Origin of the sequence: Shouchella shacheensis (assembly GCF_001484965.1) — a bacterium.
Taxonomy (GTDB): domain Bacteria; phylum Bacillota; class Bacilli; order Bacillales; family Bacillaceae_D; genus Shouchella; species Shouchella shacheensis.
Genome location: NZ_KQ947394.1, coordinates 16,535 through 34,758 on the forward strand (window position 1 = coordinate 16,535; position 18,224 = coordinate 34,758).

The 18,224-nt window shown below is 48.0% G+C and carries 16 protein-coding genes; 9 read left to right on the forward strand and 7 right to left on the reverse strand.

The window, feature by feature from the left end; translation table 11 throughout:
- Positions 1 to 35: 35 nt before the first annotated feature.
- On the reverse strand, positions 36 to 677 hold the full coding sequence (locus AVZ68_RS02350) for an NUDIX hydrolase (RefSeq protein WP_059102949.1): 642 nt from the start codon (positions 675 to 677) through the stop codon (positions 36 to 38).
- A 648-nt stretch (positions 678 to 1,325) separates the two neighbouring features.
- Positions 1,326 to 2,672, reverse strand: coding sequence for a GntP family permease (locus AVZ68_RS02355; protein WP_059102950.1), 1,347 nt, complete (start codon positions 2,670 to 2,672; stop codon positions 1,326 to 1,328).
- Positions 2,673 to 2,888: 216 nt separating this feature from the next.
- Between AVZ68_RS02355 and AVZ68_RS02360 the strand changes: the two genes are divergently transcribed.
- The 3 genes from AVZ68_RS02360 (at position 2,889) to AVZ68_RS02370 (ending at position 6,290) form a co-directional block, all read left to right on the forward strand.
- Entirely contained in the window at positions 2,889 to 3,632 is a 744-nt protein-coding gene (locus AVZ68_RS02360; protein ID WP_059102951.1) for an IclR family transcriptional regulator, read from the forward strand.
- Between the two features lie 15 nt (positions 3,633 to 3,647).
- Positions 3,648 to 4,796, forward strand: coding sequence for a galactonate dehydratase (dgoD, locus tag AVZ68_RS02365; protein ID WP_059102952.1), 1,149 nt, complete (start codon positions 3,648 to 3,650; stop codon positions 4,794 to 4,796).
- Positions 4,797 to 5,150: 354 nt separating this feature from the next.
- Positions 5,151 to 6,290, forward strand: a complete 1,140-nt coding sequence (locus AVZ68_RS02370; RefSeq protein ID WP_059102953.1) for a DUF3500 domain-containing protein — start codon at positions 5,151 to 5,153, stop codon at positions 6,288 to 6,290.
- A gap of 172 nt (positions 6,291 to 6,462) precedes the next feature.
- Here AVZ68_RS02370 and AVZ68_RS02375 read toward each other — a convergent pair whose 3' ends face one another.
- The gene (locus AVZ68_RS02375; RefSeq protein ID WP_059102954.1) at positions 6,463 to 6,672 is read right to left on the reverse strand and encodes a hypothetical protein; all 210 of its coding nucleotides are present in this window, start codon (positions 6,670 to 6,672) and stop codon (positions 6,463 to 6,465) included.
- Positions 6,673 to 7,062: 390 nt separating this feature from the next.
- On the opposite strand from AVZ68_RS02375, the gene AVZ68_RS02380 reads away from it, so the two are divergent.
- A complete protein-coding gene (locus tag AVZ68_RS02380) occupies positions 7,063 to 8,295 on the forward strand; it encodes an Nramp family divalent metal transporter (RefSeq protein ID WP_059102955.1) in 1,233 nt (410 codons plus the stop codon).
- A gap of 129 nt (positions 8,296 to 8,424) precedes the next feature.
- The gene (locus tag AVZ68_RS02385) at positions 8,425 to 9,054 is read left to right on the forward strand and encodes a superoxide dismutase family protein (RefSeq protein ID WP_059102956.1); all 630 of its coding nucleotides are present in this window, start codon (positions 8,425 to 8,427) and stop codon (positions 9,052 to 9,054) included.
- A gap of 271 nt (positions 9,055 to 9,325) precedes the next feature.
- Here the strand turns inward: AVZ68_RS02385 and wrbA are convergent, their stop codons facing one another.
- The 3 genes from wrbA to AVZ68_RS02400 all read right to left on the reverse strand — a co-directional run bounded on the left by wrbA (position 9,326) and on the right by AVZ68_RS02400 (position 11,665).
- Positions 9,326 to 10,006 (reverse strand): NAD(P)H:quinone oxidoreductase, encoded by a 681-nt coding sequence (wrbA, locus tag AVZ68_RS02390; RefSeq protein ID WP_059102957.1) that lies wholly within the window; start codon positions 10,004 to 10,006, stop codon positions 9,326 to 9,328.
- An 86-nt stretch (positions 10,007 to 10,092) separates the two neighbouring features.
- The gene (locus tag AVZ68_RS02395; protein ID WP_059102958.1) at positions 10,093 to 11,037 is read right to left on the reverse strand and encodes a ring-cleaving dioxygenase; all 945 of its coding nucleotides are present in this window, start codon (positions 11,035 to 11,037) and stop codon (positions 10,093 to 10,095) included.
- A 175-nt stretch (positions 11,038 to 11,212) separates the two neighbouring features.
- The gene (locus AVZ68_RS02400) at positions 11,213 to 11,665 is read right to left on the reverse strand and encodes a MarR family winged helix-turn-helix transcriptional regulator (RefSeq protein WP_059102959.1); all 453 of its coding nucleotides are present in this window, start codon (positions 11,663 to 11,665) and stop codon (positions 11,213 to 11,215) included.
- A gap of 205 nt (positions 11,666 to 11,870) precedes the next feature.
- On the opposite strand from AVZ68_RS02400, the gene AVZ68_RS02405 reads away from it, so the two are divergent.
- Entirely contained in the window at positions 11,871 to 12,251 is a 381-nt protein-coding gene (locus tag AVZ68_RS02405; protein WP_059102960.1) for a hypothetical protein, read from the forward strand.
- 142 nt (positions 12,252 to 12,393) lie between these two features.
- Here the strand turns inward: AVZ68_RS02405 and AVZ68_RS02410 are convergent, their stop codons facing one another.
- Entirely contained in the window at positions 12,394 to 13,950 is a 1,557-nt protein-coding gene (locus tag AVZ68_RS02410; RefSeq protein ID WP_059102961.1) for a bifunctional ADP-dependent NAD(P)H-hydrate dehydratase/NAD(P)H-hydrate epimerase, read from the reverse strand.
- 327 nt (positions 13,951 to 14,277) lie between these two features.
- Here AVZ68_RS02410 and AVZ68_RS02415 point away from each other — a divergent pair, with 327 nt between their 5' ends.
- The 3 genes from AVZ68_RS02415 (at position 14,278) to AVZ68_RS02425 (ending at position 18,060) form a co-directional block, all read left to right on the forward strand.
- Entirely contained in the window at positions 14,278 to 14,940 is a 663-nt protein-coding gene (locus AVZ68_RS02415) for a haloacid dehalogenase type II (RefSeq protein WP_059102962.1), read from the forward strand.
- A 143-nt stretch (positions 14,941 to 15,083) separates the two neighbouring features.
- Positions 15,084 to 16,004, forward strand: coding sequence for a C40 family peptidase (locus AVZ68_RS02420; RefSeq protein ID WP_059102963.1), 921 nt, complete (start codon positions 15,084 to 15,086; stop codon positions 16,002 to 16,004).
- A 622-nt stretch (positions 16,005 to 16,626) separates the two neighbouring features.
- A complete protein-coding gene (locus tag AVZ68_RS02425; protein ID WP_059102964.1) occupies positions 16,627 to 18,060 on the forward strand; it encodes a cryptochrome/photolyase family protein in 1,434 nt (477 codons plus the stop codon).
- Positions 18,061 to 18,224 lie beyond the last annotated feature (164 nt).

Below are 18,224 nucleotides of genomic sequence, written 5' to 3' on the forward strand. Positions count from 1 at the left end.
TATAGTTCGGAGAAAGTTAGGGAGATCCTTCTTTTTTATTTCCGGACTCTTTGACCCTCCAGCTCCTCTTGAATCGCTCGCAAAACCTGTTCAAAATACGTTCGGCTATGCGGGACCACATCGCAAAGAGTAAGACTTCTGTGAACGGTTTTCCGTTCACCATCCTCTTGAACCACAAAGCCTTCAGCCGTCACTTCTTCCTCGCTCCCAGCACACAGTGCACAAAAATCATCGAACTTCACCTTCACTATACCGGCGACTTCCTCTTCTTGAAGCTCGTAGCCCTCGAATTCATTTTCTTTCACATAAAGAAAAACGTTCGATAATTCTCTATCAAGTAACTCCTCTTGAATAATAACGTTTTTCAACACTCCAAGCGGGAGCAGCTGATCAAGACTGACGTCAATGCCAAGCTCTTCTTTCACTTCACGCACCCCATCGGCTATCGTTTCACTCGCCAATAGATGCCCAGCAGCGGTAATGTCAAACAGATTCGGAAAGTCTTTTTTTCCACTGGACCGTAGCTGCAGATGCAAGTAGGGGAGGCGGTTTTCTATACTAACGACCCAGCAATGAAACGTCTCATGCCAGAGGCCGAGCCTGTGCACGTCTGCTCGACTGTTCACTCCCTCCTCCCGTCCATCTTCCGTAAATGTTCGCAATTGTTCATTCTCCACACGCTCCCTCTCCTTCCCACCCTCACTCTTCAATCTATCACGCACCATTTGAAAAAACCATGGCAAGACGCCATGGTTTCTTTGCTTTATCCCTATCCTCTACTTAAACACCGCTCTCCACCCTAAACATTTCCCGCAAAAACAACGCTCTGTTCTAATCCATTCTTGATACTCCACCAAATCGATGTCAGCCTTCTCTGCGTAGTCTCTTTCAAAGCTGGCTTTGCTGATAAGTGGCGGTCTGTGTTTGATCATCTCTACCATGAGAAGCACCCACTTTCTTTGATTCAGAGAATCGTAGTCTTCCTTATAAGTATGGACAAGCGTGCTGCTTTAATACCTAAAAAATTGTGAGATAGATGTTGTCTGTTATTTCTGATTATTTTATCCTTATCATACGACTTCACACTAGAATGTATGCCTTTTTTATAATCCGCAAGAGGGAAAGATTCCCTAAAAAACCACCCAGGTTTGTGACTGCCTGAGTGGTTCATGTCATTTTCTAAAGTTATGCTTCGGAACCTTCATCTGTTTCAGCTTCTTCTTGATCTTGCATTTCGCCCTTCATCTCTTCTCTAGAAAAAGGACAACTCCTTGGCCTTTTTCCTCAAAAAGGCGTGCAAAACGCTGCACACCTTTCCCCGTATTCTATGAAAAGAAGAAACTCAACGCGAAGACGACTAGAAACCCTACGCCGCCCACAATCGTCTCCATGACCGTCCAAGATTTTAGCGTATCCTTCTCGGACATCTCTAAAAGCCGGTTCACCAACCAGAAACCTGAATCGTTCACATGGGAAACAACGGTTCCACCGCAAGCGATGGCAATCGTAATTAGTGCTAACGAAGGTTGTGAGAGGTCAGTCATCTCGACCATCGGTGACACAAGGCCTGCGGCTGTGATCATCGCCACCGTCGCTGACCCTTGCGCAATCCGGATAAAGGTGGCAATCAAGAAGGCAAGCAGGACAAGCGGGAAGCCGGTAGAAGCCATCATTTCTCCCATCACATCACCAACGCCACTGTTAATCAACACTTCTTTAAACACACCACCCGCACCTGTAATCAGGATCACGATCCCCGCAGGTTCCAACGCTTTCGTTGTAAGTGACTGCAAGTCCTCTTTCGTGTAGCCTCTTTTTTTGCCAAGAAAGAACATGGCCAGGAGAGTTGCAAAAATCAGTGCTATAAAGGGATGACCAATAAAAGTAACCACGGTTTTCACTGTACCGTCTTCAAGCAACACATCACCGGCAGTATTCATTAAAATAAGAACAAGCGGAGACAGGATAATAAACGCAATCAGCTTAAAGCTAGGCAGTTCTTTTTTCTCAGCTTGACCTGCTGCTTCTTCTACGATATGTTTAGGAACGCCAATATGAATTTTATTGCCAATGTATCGCCCAAACACGGGTCCAGCTAACACCATGGCTGGAAAACCAGCAATCACACCAAATAGTAGCACCCAGCCGAGTTCTACATTCAGTATAGAAGCTACAGCGATCGGCCCTGGCGTTGGTGGAATGAATGCGTGAGCCACGGCGAGGCCTGCTAGAAGCGGGATGGCATAATAGAGCAACGATTTCTTTGTTCTAAGGGCAAGGCTATATAGAATCGGGATCAAGATCACTAACGCAACATCTAAAAAGACCGGAATCGCAACAACAAACCCCGTAATACCTAGCGCCCATGGAGACTTCTTTTCGCCAAACTTATCAACAAGTGTAAAGGCCAGTCGTTCCGCTCCCCCGGAGACGCGTAACAATTCCCCGAACATCGCACCAAGCCCGACGACGATGGCAATAAATCCGAGCGTGCCGCCCATTCCCGCTTCCATCGTTTCGATGAGCTCCATCGGGTCCATCCCGGTAAAAATGCCAATAAAAATACTTGCAAGTAACAGCGCTAAAAACGCTTGCATTTTCGAACGTATAATGAGAAAAAGCAGCATAGCAATCCCAAGTATTGTTACAATGATTAAGCCTGCAGTAGACATTTCACGTTCCTCCTATGACCTATTTATCTGAGTACCTTCTTCAATAAAACGCTGTCATTCAGTATGCAGGAAAGCGCTTATTTTTTCAAGTATGAAAATCATAATCACATATAAAATTTTATTTTCGTTGAGATCAGAGACAACTCCTGCTATAGTACAAGTATATTGTGAATAGATTTTAAAATTACATGTGAAATTCTTAGAAAGGAGTAAACCATGTCCGTAAAATCGGCTGTAAGGGTTTTGCACATTTTTCAAGAGCTTTCCCATTACCCAGATGGGCGAACGGTCAAAGAAATTAGCGAATCGTTAAACATCCCTCAAAGCAGTACGTTTCAGTTGATCAACACCCTCCTAAACGAAGGGTATGTGACGTTACTTCCTGGAACGAAGCGGTATAAGTTAGGCGTGAAACTGATTCAGTTAGGAACCGTGGCAATGGATCAATTTAACTTATCCCAACTAAGCGAGCCGTTCTTGCGCGTATTAATGGAAGCGGTTCAAGAAACCGTTTTTATGGCAACGCTTGCAAAGGATGAGCTTGTCTATATCTCCAAGATCAATAACAACCGTTCGATTCAAACCACCGCCCGTCCTGGTTATCCAAAGCCTCTCTACTGTACAGGGCTAGGCAAGGCCTTTCTTACCTTTCTACCGGAGACTCAGCGCAGGGAACTGATTGAAAATCTAACACTTGCGCCTGTTACCGCAAATACGATCACGGAGAAGGATGAACTGGAAGTCCAGCTGGCCGCTTCCAAAGAGAGAGGCTACGCCATCGATGACGAAGAAAACGAAGAAGGTCTTTACTGTCTCGCCGCCCCGATCTATGGACCGACTGGCACAATGCAAGCGGCGATTAGTGTGGCAGGTCCGAAAGAACGAATGCTCAAGCAACGTCCATTTATCATTGAAGAACTGACAAAGAAAGCATCGTTCATCTCAAATCTACTGAATTAACATCTGGAGGTACCCATGAAGATTACAAACTACGAAACTTTTCTCGTCCCACCGCGCTGGCTTTTTATTAAAATTGAAACCGATGAAGGAATTAGTGGCTGGGGAGAGCCTGTCATCGAAGGGAGGGCCGCTACCGTTCGAGCGGCTGTCGATGAACTCATGGAAGGTTTGCTTCAGGAGAACCCCCTCAACATTGAAGATCATTGGAACAAGATGTACCGAGCCGGCTTTTACCGCGGGGGCGCTATTCTTATGAGCGCCATTGCTGGAATTGACCAAGCGTTGTGGGATATTAAAGGAAAGTATTACAATGCGCCGATTCATGAACTGCTCGGAGGCCAAGCGCGCCACTCCATCAAGGTGTATTCTTGGATTGGCGGCGACCGCCCAAGCGACGTAGGTGCTGCAGCTAAAGCGGTTGTGGAAAAAGGATTTCAAGCGGTGAAAATGAACGCCACAGAAGAATTGCAGTACATTGATTCTTACAGCAAACTGGATGACGCCGTCGCTCGCATCGCCGCTATCCGTGAGGCGGTCGGGAATGACATTGGGATAGGAATTGACTTTCATGGCCGTGTGCACCGTCCACTGGCAAAGGTACTTGCAAAGGAATTGGAGCCGTATCGTCCGATGTTCATTGAAGAACCGCTTCTTCCTGAAAACAATGAAGGCTTACGTGAAATCGCTCAGCATGTGACCACGCCGATTGCTACAGGGGAAAGAATGTACAGCAAATGGGAGTTCAAGAACTTGCTCAAAGAAGGCTATGTCGACATCATTCAGCCAGACCTTTCACACGCGGGGGGAATTACGGAATGCAAAAAGATCCTTTCCATGGCAGAAGCGTTTGATGTCGCCGCTGCCCCACACTGCCCGCTCGGCCCGATTGCTCTGGCGGCTTGCCTACAAGTGGACGCCACGTGCCACAACGCCTTTATCCAAGAACAAAGCCTTGGCATTCACTACAATCAAACGAATGACCTGCTTGATTACATTAAGGACCCAAGCGTCTTTCACTATGAAAAGGGTTATGTGAAGATTCCCGACGGCCCAGGCCTTGGGATCGAGATCAATGAAGAATTTGTCCGCCAACAAGCGGGCGAAGGCCATAACTGGCGCAACCCTGTTTGGCGTCATAAGGACGGTAGCATTGCCGAGTGGTAACAAACGGCACTTCAAAAGGGTTCCCTTGACTGGGGGCTCTTTTGATCGCTAACAAAGCAAGCTTCGCCCCCTTCATCTGCTTTCAATCCCCCTATTTTCCGTTTTACATGCCGATTTTAAAATTTTACCTGCCGATATCAGGAAATTACCTGCCGATTTTTAGAATTTACATGCCTCCTCACTTATTTACCTGCTTCCTACTTCCTTTCTCATGCCTCTCACAGCTGTTTCATGCTTGTATCTACATCGTGTTCTTGTCAAAAGACCAATCCCTACAAAAATTCGTGAAAAAATGAATGAAAAATCTTCCTCCTGTGGAAAACTAGCTGATAGATCCCATATATGGAGGTACCTATGAAACCATTTACGAGCAAATATTTGATTAGCCTATCTATGATCATGTTTCTCTTAGGCGGGTGCCAAGTATCAGACTCTCCTACAGAGCTTGACGTTGATTCCAAAGGAGAAGAATCCACAGAGACTCTTGCCAAGCCCCGCTCTCAAACGACGGAGTCTATTATTGAACTGGTGGACCAGTCACTGGAAAGGGAGATTTCTGAAGAGGATGATTCTCTGGCCCTCGCCAACGCCTTTTTAGGGACATTGACTGAGCAGGAGCGGGAGGACATTCTCTATCAATTCACTGCAGAAAACGCGGCTCGCTGGTCGAACCTGCCTGCTTCTTATGAGAACCGTAACGGACTGGCTCTTGGTGACTTATCGGATGAAAGCGTCATAGCGGCGTTAGCGCTTGTTAAATCTTCTTTGAGCGAGGAAGGCTTTCAGACGCTCGCGGAGATTATGAAAGCAGATGCATTTTTAAAAAATACTTACAAGGAACCTGAATGGGGAGCGAATTTGTATTTTATCGCCCTCGTTGGTACGCCTTCAAAGACCGACCCGTGGATGATTCAGTTTAGCGGGCATCATCTAGCTGAGAACATTGTCGTGAACGCGAAGGAAGAAAGCGCAACACCGCAATTTACAGGAATTGAACCGCAGCCGTTTGGATGGGATGAGAAAACGGTTGTGCCTCTTGAGCCAAAGCAAACCGCAATGTACGCGATGCTTTCTTCCTTCAGTGAAGATCAGCTGAAGGCAGCCAAGCTTTCTGGCAGCTTTGAAGATGTCGCTGTAGGGCCGGGGAAAGACGGGGAATTTCCAGCAAGCGAAGGCATCCGCTATACGGACCTCGCCATCCACCAGCAAGCGTATGTGAAAGAGGCTATGAAAGCCTGGGTCACGGGCGCCTCAAACGAAACCGCCGGAGCATTGCTCGATGCTTATTTCACGGAAGAGGCCTTAGCAGATACTTACATTGGCTGGGCTGGTTCGAGAAACTTTAAGGACCCTGGTTCCTACATTCGGATTGATGGGCCTCGTGTCTGGATTGAAATATCCACGAAAGAGGGCGTAGCCGACCCCGAGAACCTACACTTCCATACCGTCTGGCGTGATAAGCTTGCCGATTACGGCGGGGCGTTTACAGATTAGTACGTACATGCTACCGAAAAGCGCAGGCGGGTTGCTTGGAAGCGCGAATTTTGGAAGACCTGGACTCGAAATCCCGGGGTTGGATTTCGGGCCAGGTCTGAAAAATCTCGGCTAGACAAGAAAAAAGCTCAGTAGCTGACTGAGCTTTTTTATCCGTATTCTCGCTAAGCGCTCAAACCCTTCTCTTCTTCTTTACTCCCACCAGTGACTCCTCAATGATCTGTGTGAAATTTCTCGTATTGAACGCAAAAGCAACAGAATTTGGTTTGATATTTCTGGACCTCAGTGTTTCCTTAATCACCTTGGCACTGCTGCTATTGCTCTCTTGGTAGATCTGCTGAATGATTTCCGCATATTCACGTCTCGAAAGAACCTCTCTCATCCTTCCCCCTCCTGGATTTTCAGTTTTCAAACCGTTACTAGAACTTTTAGACAATCTCTGGTCAAAGTCCTGCCTCATAACCAATTTTTTAAAAAATATTTCGTTTCTTACAACTAGTGGAATGTGTCTCCGAAAGATAGTGGCGGATCAAAAGCCCCTTTCTCCCTCCCTCCATTGGTCTGGATAGAAAATAAGTCATTTGCCCCGTTTGAACGGTTGCTTTTTAAGGAATACCATCTTCATGAATGATTGGCATGAATACTCAAAAAGGAGGAGTTCACATGATTAGACAAATCCTGATTATTATTGGCGCCATTGTGGTCATTGGCGCAGCTGTATCTTGGGCGCTTTAAAGTTGATTTGACATTTGTCCACTAGGAGGAATGAAACATGGCCAATGCTTCACTCTCTGAAAGGCTGAAATCAAAAGCAAAAGTCATTGGTCCAGGCGCGATCATTGCCGCTTCGTTCATTGGACCAGGAACTGTTACAACGGCAACCAGCGCCGGGGCTTCTTTCGGGTATGCGATCCTTTGGGCGGTCGTATTCTCCATTGTAACGACGATGTTCTTACAAGAGATGGCTGCACGTCTGGGGATCATTTCAAACAAAGGCCTTGCTAAAGCGATTCGTGATCAATTTTCACAGCCGATTTTAAAGTATGGAACAATCGGTCTCGTTAGCGTCTCTATTGGCCTCGGCTGCGCTGCTTACATTTCAGGAGATCTAACAGGAGGAGCGCTTGGGTTATCCTTGTTAACCGGCATACCGTCAAACATCATCGGACCAATTCTCGGTACGATCATTCTCATTCTTGGACTGCTTGGTACGTATAAAGTGTTTGAAAAACTCCTAGTAGCTCTTGTTGTCGTGATGAGCATTACGTTTGTGACGACGATGATTGTTGTTCAGCCAAACATCGGCGACGTCTTTCAAGGAGCTTTTGTACCCACTATTCCCAGTGGTTCGATTCTTGTGATTGTGGCTCTGATCGGCACGACCGTCGTTCCTTATAATTTCTTCATCCATTCATCCAGTGTTCAAGAACGCTGGAGCAAACCTGCCGATTTAAAAGCTGCACGTTGGGATATTATCATCTCGATCGGCGTTGGCGGCTTGATCACAGCAGCTATTCTGATTACAGCAGGGGCCGTCATCCGCGGAACAGATGTTGAAAGCGCCGCCGAACTGGCGCTTGCGCTTGAACCACTTTTAGGAGAATGGTCCACCGCTTTCATTAGCATAGGAATGCTCGCTGCGGGCTTCTCCTCAGCGATCGCCTCTCCACTCGGTGCTGCTTATACAATTAGTGGCATCATGAACTGGGGAACCGGCTTTAACAGTCGGCGCTTTAAACTGATTTTCGCGATCGTCATTATGATCGGCATTGGAGCATCGGCAACAAACTTTGAACCTTTGAGTATCATCTTATTTGCGCAAGCACTTAACGGCGCCATCCTACCCATTGTTGCGATTTTCTTGCTCATTGTCGTCAATAACAAAAATTTGCTTGGCAACTACGTCAATTCCCTTAAGCTAAACATCGTTGGCGGTGTCATTGTGCTGATCTGCATTGGTCTTGGAACGTATAGCTTGATTGATGCGGTGCAAGCGTTTCTTTAAGTCACCGCGGGAAAACTCTCTTCAGTAAAACGGAGAGAATTTTCCCAACCTGAAGACGTTTGAACTCCCCCCTCTTCCGGCTATAGCATTCTGAGACTACTTTAGGTTTTAGAAAGGGGACTTAGTAACATGAAAGTTTTAAAAACAGTGGGGCTGTGTGGCGTTGCGGGATTGCTTGTTGCTTGCGGGAATGGTGACTTAGAAGAAACCAGCGATCCTGGAACCGAAGATCAAGGAACGGATCAAAGCGCAGAGGAGGACGTTGTCTCCCTCGCCACTATGGAAGACGTGGGTGGCGAATCGCTCGGAGAGGTCCATTTTTCCGAGCAAGAGAGCGGCCAGACCATGGTGAATGTTGAGGTCGAAGGGTTGCCTGCAGGAGGAGTCCACGGCTTCCACGTGCATGAAAACAATGCCTGTGATGCGGACGACAGCGAAGGCGCATTCATGTCAGCCGGAAGTCATTACAATCCGGAAGACACGGATCACGCAAATCATGCCGGGGACATGCCTCCCCTTTTCGTTAATGAAGACGGTTCAGCTGCGATGACCGTTGTGGTCGATGGCTTTACGCCGGAAGATCTGGTTGAAAATGGTGCAGTTATTATCCATGAAGGTCCTGACAATGTTGGAAACATTCCAGACCGCTATCAGTCAGAGGAACAAGAGGAACCTGGGCCCGATGAAGAAACCCTTAGTACTGGGGACGCCGGTGACCGCCTTGCGTGTGGGGTCATTGAGGCCAATGAGGATACGTAAGAAACCACCTCAAACCACTATGTCTTGGAGATGAAAGTGAATCAAATCAGGAACAGCAACCCTCAGTTCTTTGCTACTTCACGTCCCCAAAGACTGTCATATCGTTTGCTTTCTCGCATATGTTTGTAGGGTGGGGACAAAAGTCAACCTGACTCAGAGCAGCTGTTCTTTCGAAGATTGCATGGTTGCTCTTCCCTGCGACAATATAAACAACGAAAACAGGGGCGGAACCTCGCGTGGTTCGCCCCTGTTTCTTTGTTCTAGTATAAGTCTAGCCTTGCATTCCCGCTTTGACCCACTTAGCAACGGTTGCTGTGCGTCTCGCTTGATGTTTAACGGCTTCTTCGACGTCTTCTTGCATGTTGCCTTCGCCGTCAACAGTGACACTATTGCCGTACGGATTTCCGCCTGAGGTGAACGCAGTAGCGTCGGTATATCCAGGTGCAGCGACAATCGCGCCCCAGTGGTACATCGTTGTGTAAAGGTTGAGCACTGTCGCCTCCTGGCCGCCGTGTGGATTTTGCGCGGAAGACATGGCGCTGACCACTTTGTTAGCCAATTTTCCGTTTGCCCATAGGCCTCCAGCTGTATCAAAGAACTGCTTCACTTGCCCTGGAACGTTTCCGAAACGAGTCGGTACGCTGAAAATATATGAATCGGCCCAGTCAAGATCGTCTGTTGTCACTTCAGGAACGTCTTTCGTTTCTTCGACATGCGCTTTCCAAGCCGGGTTCGACTCGATCGCGCTGTTTGGCGCAAGTTCTGGCACTTTAAGTAGTTTCACTTCTGCCCCTGTGGCTGCTGCCGCTTCTTTGGCCCACTGCGCCATTTGGTAGTTTGTTCCGGTTGAGCTATAATAAATGACTGCTAGTTTTACGTTTTCCACTTGAATCGACTCCTCTTTTGGTTGATTATTGTCTTCGTTCCCGAATAATCTTGATAAAAAACCCATGATTTACTCCATCTCCTTAGCTAAATTCTTTTTGTCGCTCACCTCCAGCTTTAGTCTGGACGTTTTAACTGACTCCCCAACAGCTTCTACAGCTTTTCGATTTCACGAACAGTTGCCGGCTGAAGGATTTGTTCAATTTTCGCCCGTTGGGGCTCATACCAATCAGGCAATTTCAGTGCCTCTCCCATTGTCTCGTATGACTCATCGTGGGCAAAGCCTGGCGGATCAGTGGCGATTTCAAAAAGGATTTCCCCATGCTCACGAAAATAGATCGCGTTAAAATACTGCCTAGGTTGTACCGGCGTAACGTGATAGCCCGCACTCTCGACATGTTGCTTCCAGTCAAGTTGATCGTCATCGTCATTCGCACGGTAGGCGATATGATGCACCGTACCGACACCTAACGCCCCGCGAGCGACCGCCTGTTGCCAGACATCCACGGTGTTGCCAATGTCCGCTTTTGAACGGAAGCGAACGTAGCCCCCTTCTTCCCCGACGCGCTCAAAGCCCATCGTTTCTTCTAGAAGTTCTGACGTTTTCTCGGGCTGACTTGTCAACAAAACCGCTCCAGCAAAGCCTTTGATGGCCTCTGCCGGGGACACACCGTTGAATGACCACTCACTGGCCTTCCCCTCGTAGCGTTCAACGAGCGCAAGCTGCAGGCCATGAGTATCGGTGAACGTGACAGAGCGCTCGCCGAAGCGTTCTTCGACACGATAGCTAACACCGAATGTTTCTAGTCTCTCTTCCCAAAATGACATGGACCCGTTTGGCACGGCGAATGCGGTCGTTCCTACTTGACCTGCACCGATCCGCCCCTGATGCGCCCCTGGCCACGGGAAAAACGTCATAATCGTCCCCGGGTTTCCTCCATCGTCCCCAAAATAGAGATGATACGTGCCCGGGTCATCGAAGTTAATCGTCTTTTTCACAAGACGAAGACCAAGCACACCTGCATAGAAATCAACATTCTCCTGCGGATCGCCGACAATCGCTGTAATATGATGGATTCCAAGCGTACGTTTGCCCATAGCCTTCACTCCCTTCCATTATTTATACATTGCCCCTACAAGAGAAGCTTTTCTATTTCCCTCGAAGTCAACTATTCCTAATTTGAGATATGTGAGAAAAACAAAACCCCTAAATGGGATGTCCTTAATTCGAGATAATTATATCGAGTCTCCTCACAGTTGTCAACCACCTTTTTTACAATTCTTGCGCATGTACACCTAGCTTTTTAAGCTGTTTAATCAGTGCATCTTTCTCCTCTGTGGAAAGTCCTCCCATAATTTCTGAAATCGCTTTTCGGTGATCCGGGAAGATGTCGTCAAGAAATTGATACCCCGTTTCTGTCAGTGTCACAAACGTCACGCGACGGTCTTGGGGACAGCGTCTCCGCGTTGTATATCCCCGTTTTTCAAGTTTATCCACGACATACGTGATGCTGCTGCTAGCGATTAATACTTTTTCGCCAATTTTCTGTACGGGCTGGTCTCCCTTGCTGTAGAGTACCTCCATGACGGCAAATTCCGTCGGGTTCAGGCCGTGGGAGCGAATATCTTTCTCGATTTTTTTCTTGATAGCTTCTAATGTCCGCGTCAGCACCACGAACAGCTTCATCGAGCGTTCTTCTTCTAGTGTCTCATTCTCATTAGCCATCGCTTTGGGCTCCCTTGCTCTTTGAGTGTTTACTTGAAGAACATTGTATGAGTGTTTTTCAGCACTGTCAACCTGTCCAGTCTGGGTTATGGGTAGAGGCGCTGAAACGATCTTCTTCCTAATTCCTGTTTCGGCGTTCGTGTTTGTCCACCCACAGAAAAGGGTATAAAAGCCCTATACAGCCATTCTTTTGGAGGTTTCATTGATGAAAAAACGAACACTAGCATTTGCCACACTCTTTGTTCTATCGGCTTGTGGCGATAGCGATTATTCAACGAACGGGGAGAATTGGAGCGCTGAACTCTATACAGACAGCGACACATCCGGGACATTGATCGACCTTTCCTATGACGGCGATGAGGATGTAACTGGCAACGAAGCTATCTATACGTATACCGCCACATGGCATGAGGATGAGGGCGCACCTACTGAGTTTGCCGTTCCATCTGAAGATGAAACAGAATCGATTCAAGCCAACGAAATGGATGTGGGTGAATTGATGGAAGAAAATAATACGCTATCGATCACGGTTGAATGGGAAGATGGAAGCGGAGAGGCGCAAACAGAAGAGCTTGTGATTAGTTAATCCGAAAAGCGCAGGCGGGTCGCTTAGGAGCGCGAATTTTGGAGACCCGATAATAGAAATCCTGACCTTCGATTTCGTTATCGGGGCGAAAAATCTCGACGCTTCTACCCGCCGGAGCTGGACAAAGCCACGAGGCCCAGCCTCATGGCTTTTCGTTCGCGTCATTATTTTTATGAAGTTCTCTAAACGCCTCTCCTACCCCCTCCATAATCTCACTCGGGGTCAGGGTCTCCACTGTTGTCTTTCCTTGCGCCAGCAAAAAGTCCGCCGTATGGCCATGTAAAAACACCGCCGTCGAAAGAGCAATTTGTTTATTTATCCCACGTGCCACAAAAGCAGCGATCATGCCGGTGAGAACATCGCCCGATCCCCCTTTGGCCAGCCCCGCGTTGCCGCTATCGTTGATCCATGTCCTTCCTTCGGGCGTGGCAACAAGCGTATTCGGGCCTTTAAGAACGACGTAGACTCCGTAGTCGCAAGCAAACGACTCCGCTACCTCAAAACGGTTGGCATTGACTTCCGCGTTTTTCTTCTCTGTCAGTGCCGCCATTTCGCCTGTATGTGGGGTGATAATGAGTGGGGGTTTACGCTCCCTTACCTTATCAAGCATCTCGCCGAGAAAATGCAGGCCATCAGCATCCACGACCAGCGGCCCTTCGTAGTGCTCGATCAACACTTGGAACATCTCTCCACTCGCTTCACTGCGCCCTATCCCTGGACCTATAGCGATAACCTGTTTTCCGTCGCGAAGGAAAAACAGCTCCTCTCGGCTTGGAGCAAGCGCTCCTTCAACATGGCTCATCGGTGCATACATCACTTCTTTCACGTGGGAGGCAATGACAGGAAGGTTTTCTTTGACAGTCCCCAGAGTTGTAAGGCCTGCCCCGCTTTTAACGGCTGCCTCGCTGACAAAGGCAGCCGCCCCTGGCATTGCTTGACTACCTGCAATAATACCAACTTTGCCATTCTGTCCTTTGTGGCTGTCAGGAGCTCGCTTTTGCCAGTGAGCCATCGTAGCATTTGCCCCCCACACCCGGCGCTCGGTGGTGACTTGCTCCAGCGCTAGCGGCGGGATTCCGATGGGAAGGACGTCGGTCTCGCCGTAGTAACGGCGGGCTGGATAAGTGTAATAGCTTCGTTTTGGCAGCTGCAGCGTAAAGGTGCGATTCGCTCTGATGGCTCCTGCTGGCACGGGGGATTCATCAGCCGGGACCCCGCTCGGCAGATCCACAGCGACCACGATTTTCCCTGCTTGATTCACGTCTTCAATGAGGGAAGCGTACGGCTCTCGAACCTCCCCTGAGACGCCTGTATCAAGCAAGGCATCAACAATCACATCCACCCGCAGAAGCATTTGGGACAGCTGATTTTCCTCTAGAGCAGACCACCCATACCCAGCATTTTCATAGATCTCTTTATGTAATTTGGCATCGCCCGTGAACGTCTCCTCCTTCGGCACGACACAAACGTCTACGCCTCTGCCCATGTCCTGAAGCACCCGAGCGATGACAAACCCATCTCCTCCATTGTTCCCGCTCCCAATCAAAATAAGAAAACGTTCGTTTGTTTCGTAGAGAGAAAGAAGCTGCTCCGCAATCGCACGGCCTGCATTTTCCATGAGCACCACACCTGGGATGCCTAACTGCTCGATGGTGAAGCGGTCGATGTTCTGCATTTCTGCACCTGTGACGACTCTCATCTGCTTTGCCTCCTTAGAGATTTGGTTAGAGGTCTTTACCCGTTTTGATTGAGGGTGAATACTAAAAGTTAGTGAAAGAAAGAGCAACGGACGGGCGGCGCTCGCTGCTAGCGGCTCGACATTCACTTGGATCCAACGTCATTATTAACGAGTGCCCTTATACTCGCTTTCTGAATAGAGTACCCATATTGAACCATCCTTACTGTCATCTCTGTGAACCGAGCACGGGCGAACTAGAAAAGGTTAACCAACATCAATTCGGGGAAAATAGGAAGAAGGGGATTATCTCCCCATACACCTATTCGGCAAAGAAGGGGACGATTTTGGATGGTTCAAGCATATGTATTTGATGTATACGGTACATTATTTGATGTACATTCTGTAAGGACGGATGTCGAACGATTTTATCCCGGGAAAGGAAAGCATCTTAGTACCATTTGGCGGGAAAAACAAATTCACTACTCCTTCCTGAGGCAAATCATGGGCAGGTACCACTCGTTTTATGATGTCACAAGAGATGCCTTACGTTTTGCGGCAAACGCCGTGGAAGTTCCACTTACGCCGAAACTGGAACAACAATTGATGGAAGCCTATTTACATCTTCCTCCATTTGAGGAGTCGGCACCTGTTCTAACAGCACTTAAAAACAAAGGCAAACAAACCATTGTTTTCTCCAATGGCTCTGTGAATATGCTGCGCCCTCTTCTCCAAAACAGCGGCCTGGACACATTCATTGACGTCACGCTCAGCGTAGACGAACGCAAGCAATATAAGCCGTCGCCAGCCGCGTACAATTTAATTTTAGAGCACACTGACTTAAAACGAGAGCAAATCCTCTTCGCCTCTTCGAACGGATGGGACATTTCAGGAGCGGAAAGCTTTGGGTTTCAGACCGCATGGATTAACCGAAACGGGCAGCCGCAAGAAGAGCTTCAGCTGTCGCCTGATCATGAGTACGAGGATCTGTCGTTTTTGCCCGAGATTCCCTGACCACTTTTCTTCTTTTCCTTCAACTATTTTTTGTAGTAAAGCAGGAACATGGACCTTACATTGCGAATCTCCTATGTTATATATTCAGAAAGTACAGAAGGAAATCTCTCATGAAACTCCCAAACATAGGAGGTGCTTCGGAAATGGAAACCGCACGCATAAACGTTCCCGCCGCTACGTTATGGACAAATCAGGCCTCTCCCCGCCCCGCTGACCAACCGGCCCTCACCTCTCCTGCTGACTTGGATGCCTGGCTGAACCAGCTTTCCTATAACGAGCTTCTCGCGCTCTGCGACGACAACTTGGTTCAGAGCCAGGTGCTCTTTAATGAAGAAGTATATATTGAAAGAATCGATCAGGAGTGGGCAGCCGTGATTGTGCCGCACCAGCCGTGCAAAAAGGATACGCGCGGCTATCCCGGCTGGATCCCTGCTGCCCAACTAACCAAAAGGAAAAGACCTTCAAGCTCCCATCACCATATCGTCACCGTTAGCACAAACACCGCTTGGCTTTTTACAGAAGACGAACGACCGTGGCTTAAGCTCAGTTTTCAAACCGAGCTTGCCATTATTGAGACATCCGAGTTCGGTGCTAGAGTTGAAACGCCTCTTGGGCCCGGCTTCCTTCACGCCAGAGATATCGAATACGAAAAGCGCCCCGCCACCAGCGACCAGCTGCTTGAGAGTGCCCGCCAGTTTTTAGGACTCCCTTATCTATGGGGTGGGATGAGCGGCTACGGGTTTGACTGTTCAGGCTTCGTCTACACGATGCACCGAGCAAGCGGCATCACCATCCCGAGAGATGCCTCGGATCAGGCAAGGACCGGGGAGGCGATTGAAGACGAAAGGCTAGAGCTAGGCGACCTTCTTTATTTTGCCCATGAAGAAGGAAAAGGAGCGGTCCATCACGTGGGCATGTATGCCGGGGACGGGGAGATGATTCATGCGCCTAAAACAGGGACGTCTGTCGAACAAATCAAGCTGGCAAGTACGAAGTATGAAGCGGAACATTGCGGGGCGCGACGGTTTTTTAAAAAACCAGAATGGAGAGTTGATGCGAAATAGGAAAGGGAACAAGAAAATGCATTCCCTCGCACAAGTATAATGGCGTCCCATTTCAAAGAATTCCCTAAATCATTGTGCTTATCAGCGATCGTACGAGCTGTTTGGTATTTGGGGTGTCTTCTACATACGGACAAAAATCGAAATAACCATCGCTTCTTCATTTAGCTCTTCTGGGGCCCAAACCGGGACTTTGGGGTCACTACATGACAAATCGCACCCAAATCAACCGCGGAAATGATTGCGCCATAGCGATGGGGAGGCCCATCTCATATAAGTCTTCGATGCCAGATAAGCTCATTTGTTGTATAGTAGCCATAGGAAGTATTCCTCCATTCGTTTTGGGGTGTTTTGTCGATGACACTATACGAGACTTGGGGAGGTCATTTTTTTCTTGCCTTAACTCCCTTTGATGCAAGGGCTGTGATTTATAAATTCATTCGCTACAAGCGATTAATTTGATGCAGCAGCGATGACTAAAGTTCCACCCCCAAATACGATAAGAATACTCCTATTATAATCGATTGATTATGTAAAGAATACCAACATAAAACGTTGCTGTAGGCCAAACGTGCTGTGTGACAGCTTGTTTTTCTTTGAAGATCGAACGAGGAGGTTTTAGGGCATGAGCATTCACATTGTCTGGTTTCGCCGCGACCTGCGTTGGAACGACCACACAGCTCTCGCAGCTGCACTTGATGCCTGTGAAGGTGATGATCGAGTCATGCTTGTTTTTCACATTAACCCGAAGATGACAAAATCTTTTTCACAGCGACATGATTATTTTTACGAATCCTTAAAAGCATTTGTCGACGCTGGAAAAGATAAAGGAGTTTCTGTCCATTTTCTACACGGAGAACCGGAAGAAGCCTTTCGTGAACTGTTAGAGCAAGTGAAGGACATAAGAAAGGTTCATTTTAATAAAGATGAGAGCGGTGCCGGACGGCAACGCGATCAGGCGGTGCAAAAGCTTTTAGAAGCAAAAGGGGTTTCTGTTCATCTATATACCGATCACCATTTGCACGGAGCAGAGGAAGTCACGAAAGAGGACGGCTCAATGTATCAAGTGTTTACGCCGTATTACAGAAAGTGGAGATCTCTGCCAAAACCAGAGTTGCGTATCATCGATGAACAGAAACTACAATCTACTTCCATCGATCAGCGCGACACCTTTGCGAAAGGCAGAGAGGCGTACAATCAATTAATGCAGCAAAAGACTGGAAAATGGAGCGACAGGGCAGGAGAAGTGAACGGTCGAGAAAGGCTGAAAACATTTCTAAACGATGGACTTGCTACTTATCATGAGGAACGTGATGTTCCAGCTATCGATGGCACGAGTCGATTATCCCCGTACTTGCGCACAGGCGCATTGTCCCCACGCATGGTGCATAAAGCGTTGCAAATTGTTGAAGACAAGTACGGAGGCAGCAAAGGCGCAGATACCTTTATCCAAGAACTCGCATGGCGAGACTTTTACAATATGATCTACTACGCTCATCCAAACGGAAAAGATGAAGAATGGAATCAAACGTACAGAAATCTCGACTGGTCTTATGACGAGGAAGAGTTGGAACGCTGGAAACGTGGGGAAACCGGCTTTCCAATCGTCGATGCTGCGATGAGACAATTGCAACAAGAGGGGTGGATGCATAATCGCTTGCGCATGGTCGTCGCTTCATTTTTAACAAAAGATCTTCTTTTGGACTGGCGACTTGGCGAACGGCACTTTGAAGAGATGCTGATTGATTACGATCCAGCATCAAACATCGGCGGATGGCAATGGGCCGCCTCCACAGGAACTGGCGCAGTGCCGTACTTTCGCGTATTCAATCCAACGCGACAGTCCGAACGTTTTGACCCAGATGGCACCTTTATTAAAATGTACCTACCAGAACTAAAAGAATTACCCCTTGACTACATTCATGAACCCCACCGTATGTCATCTGAACAACAAGAGAAAGCCGAATGCATCATCGGCAAACAGTACCCTGAACCAATGGTGAACCATAAAGAAAGACGTCGCCAGGCGATTGAGATGTTTGAAGGGGAGAAAACTTAGAACGTACTTGCCTCTCGGTTCCCCTCTTGGTCTGCTTCGTCACTAACAAGGTACCGGGGGGATTGGCTGCTGGTAGGATCTTTTGTGTTGCCGCTTATGCACGTTTTCGCTTCATTGGCTCTCCTGCACTCTTAATGAAAGAGTGTAGGCACCACATATGAGGG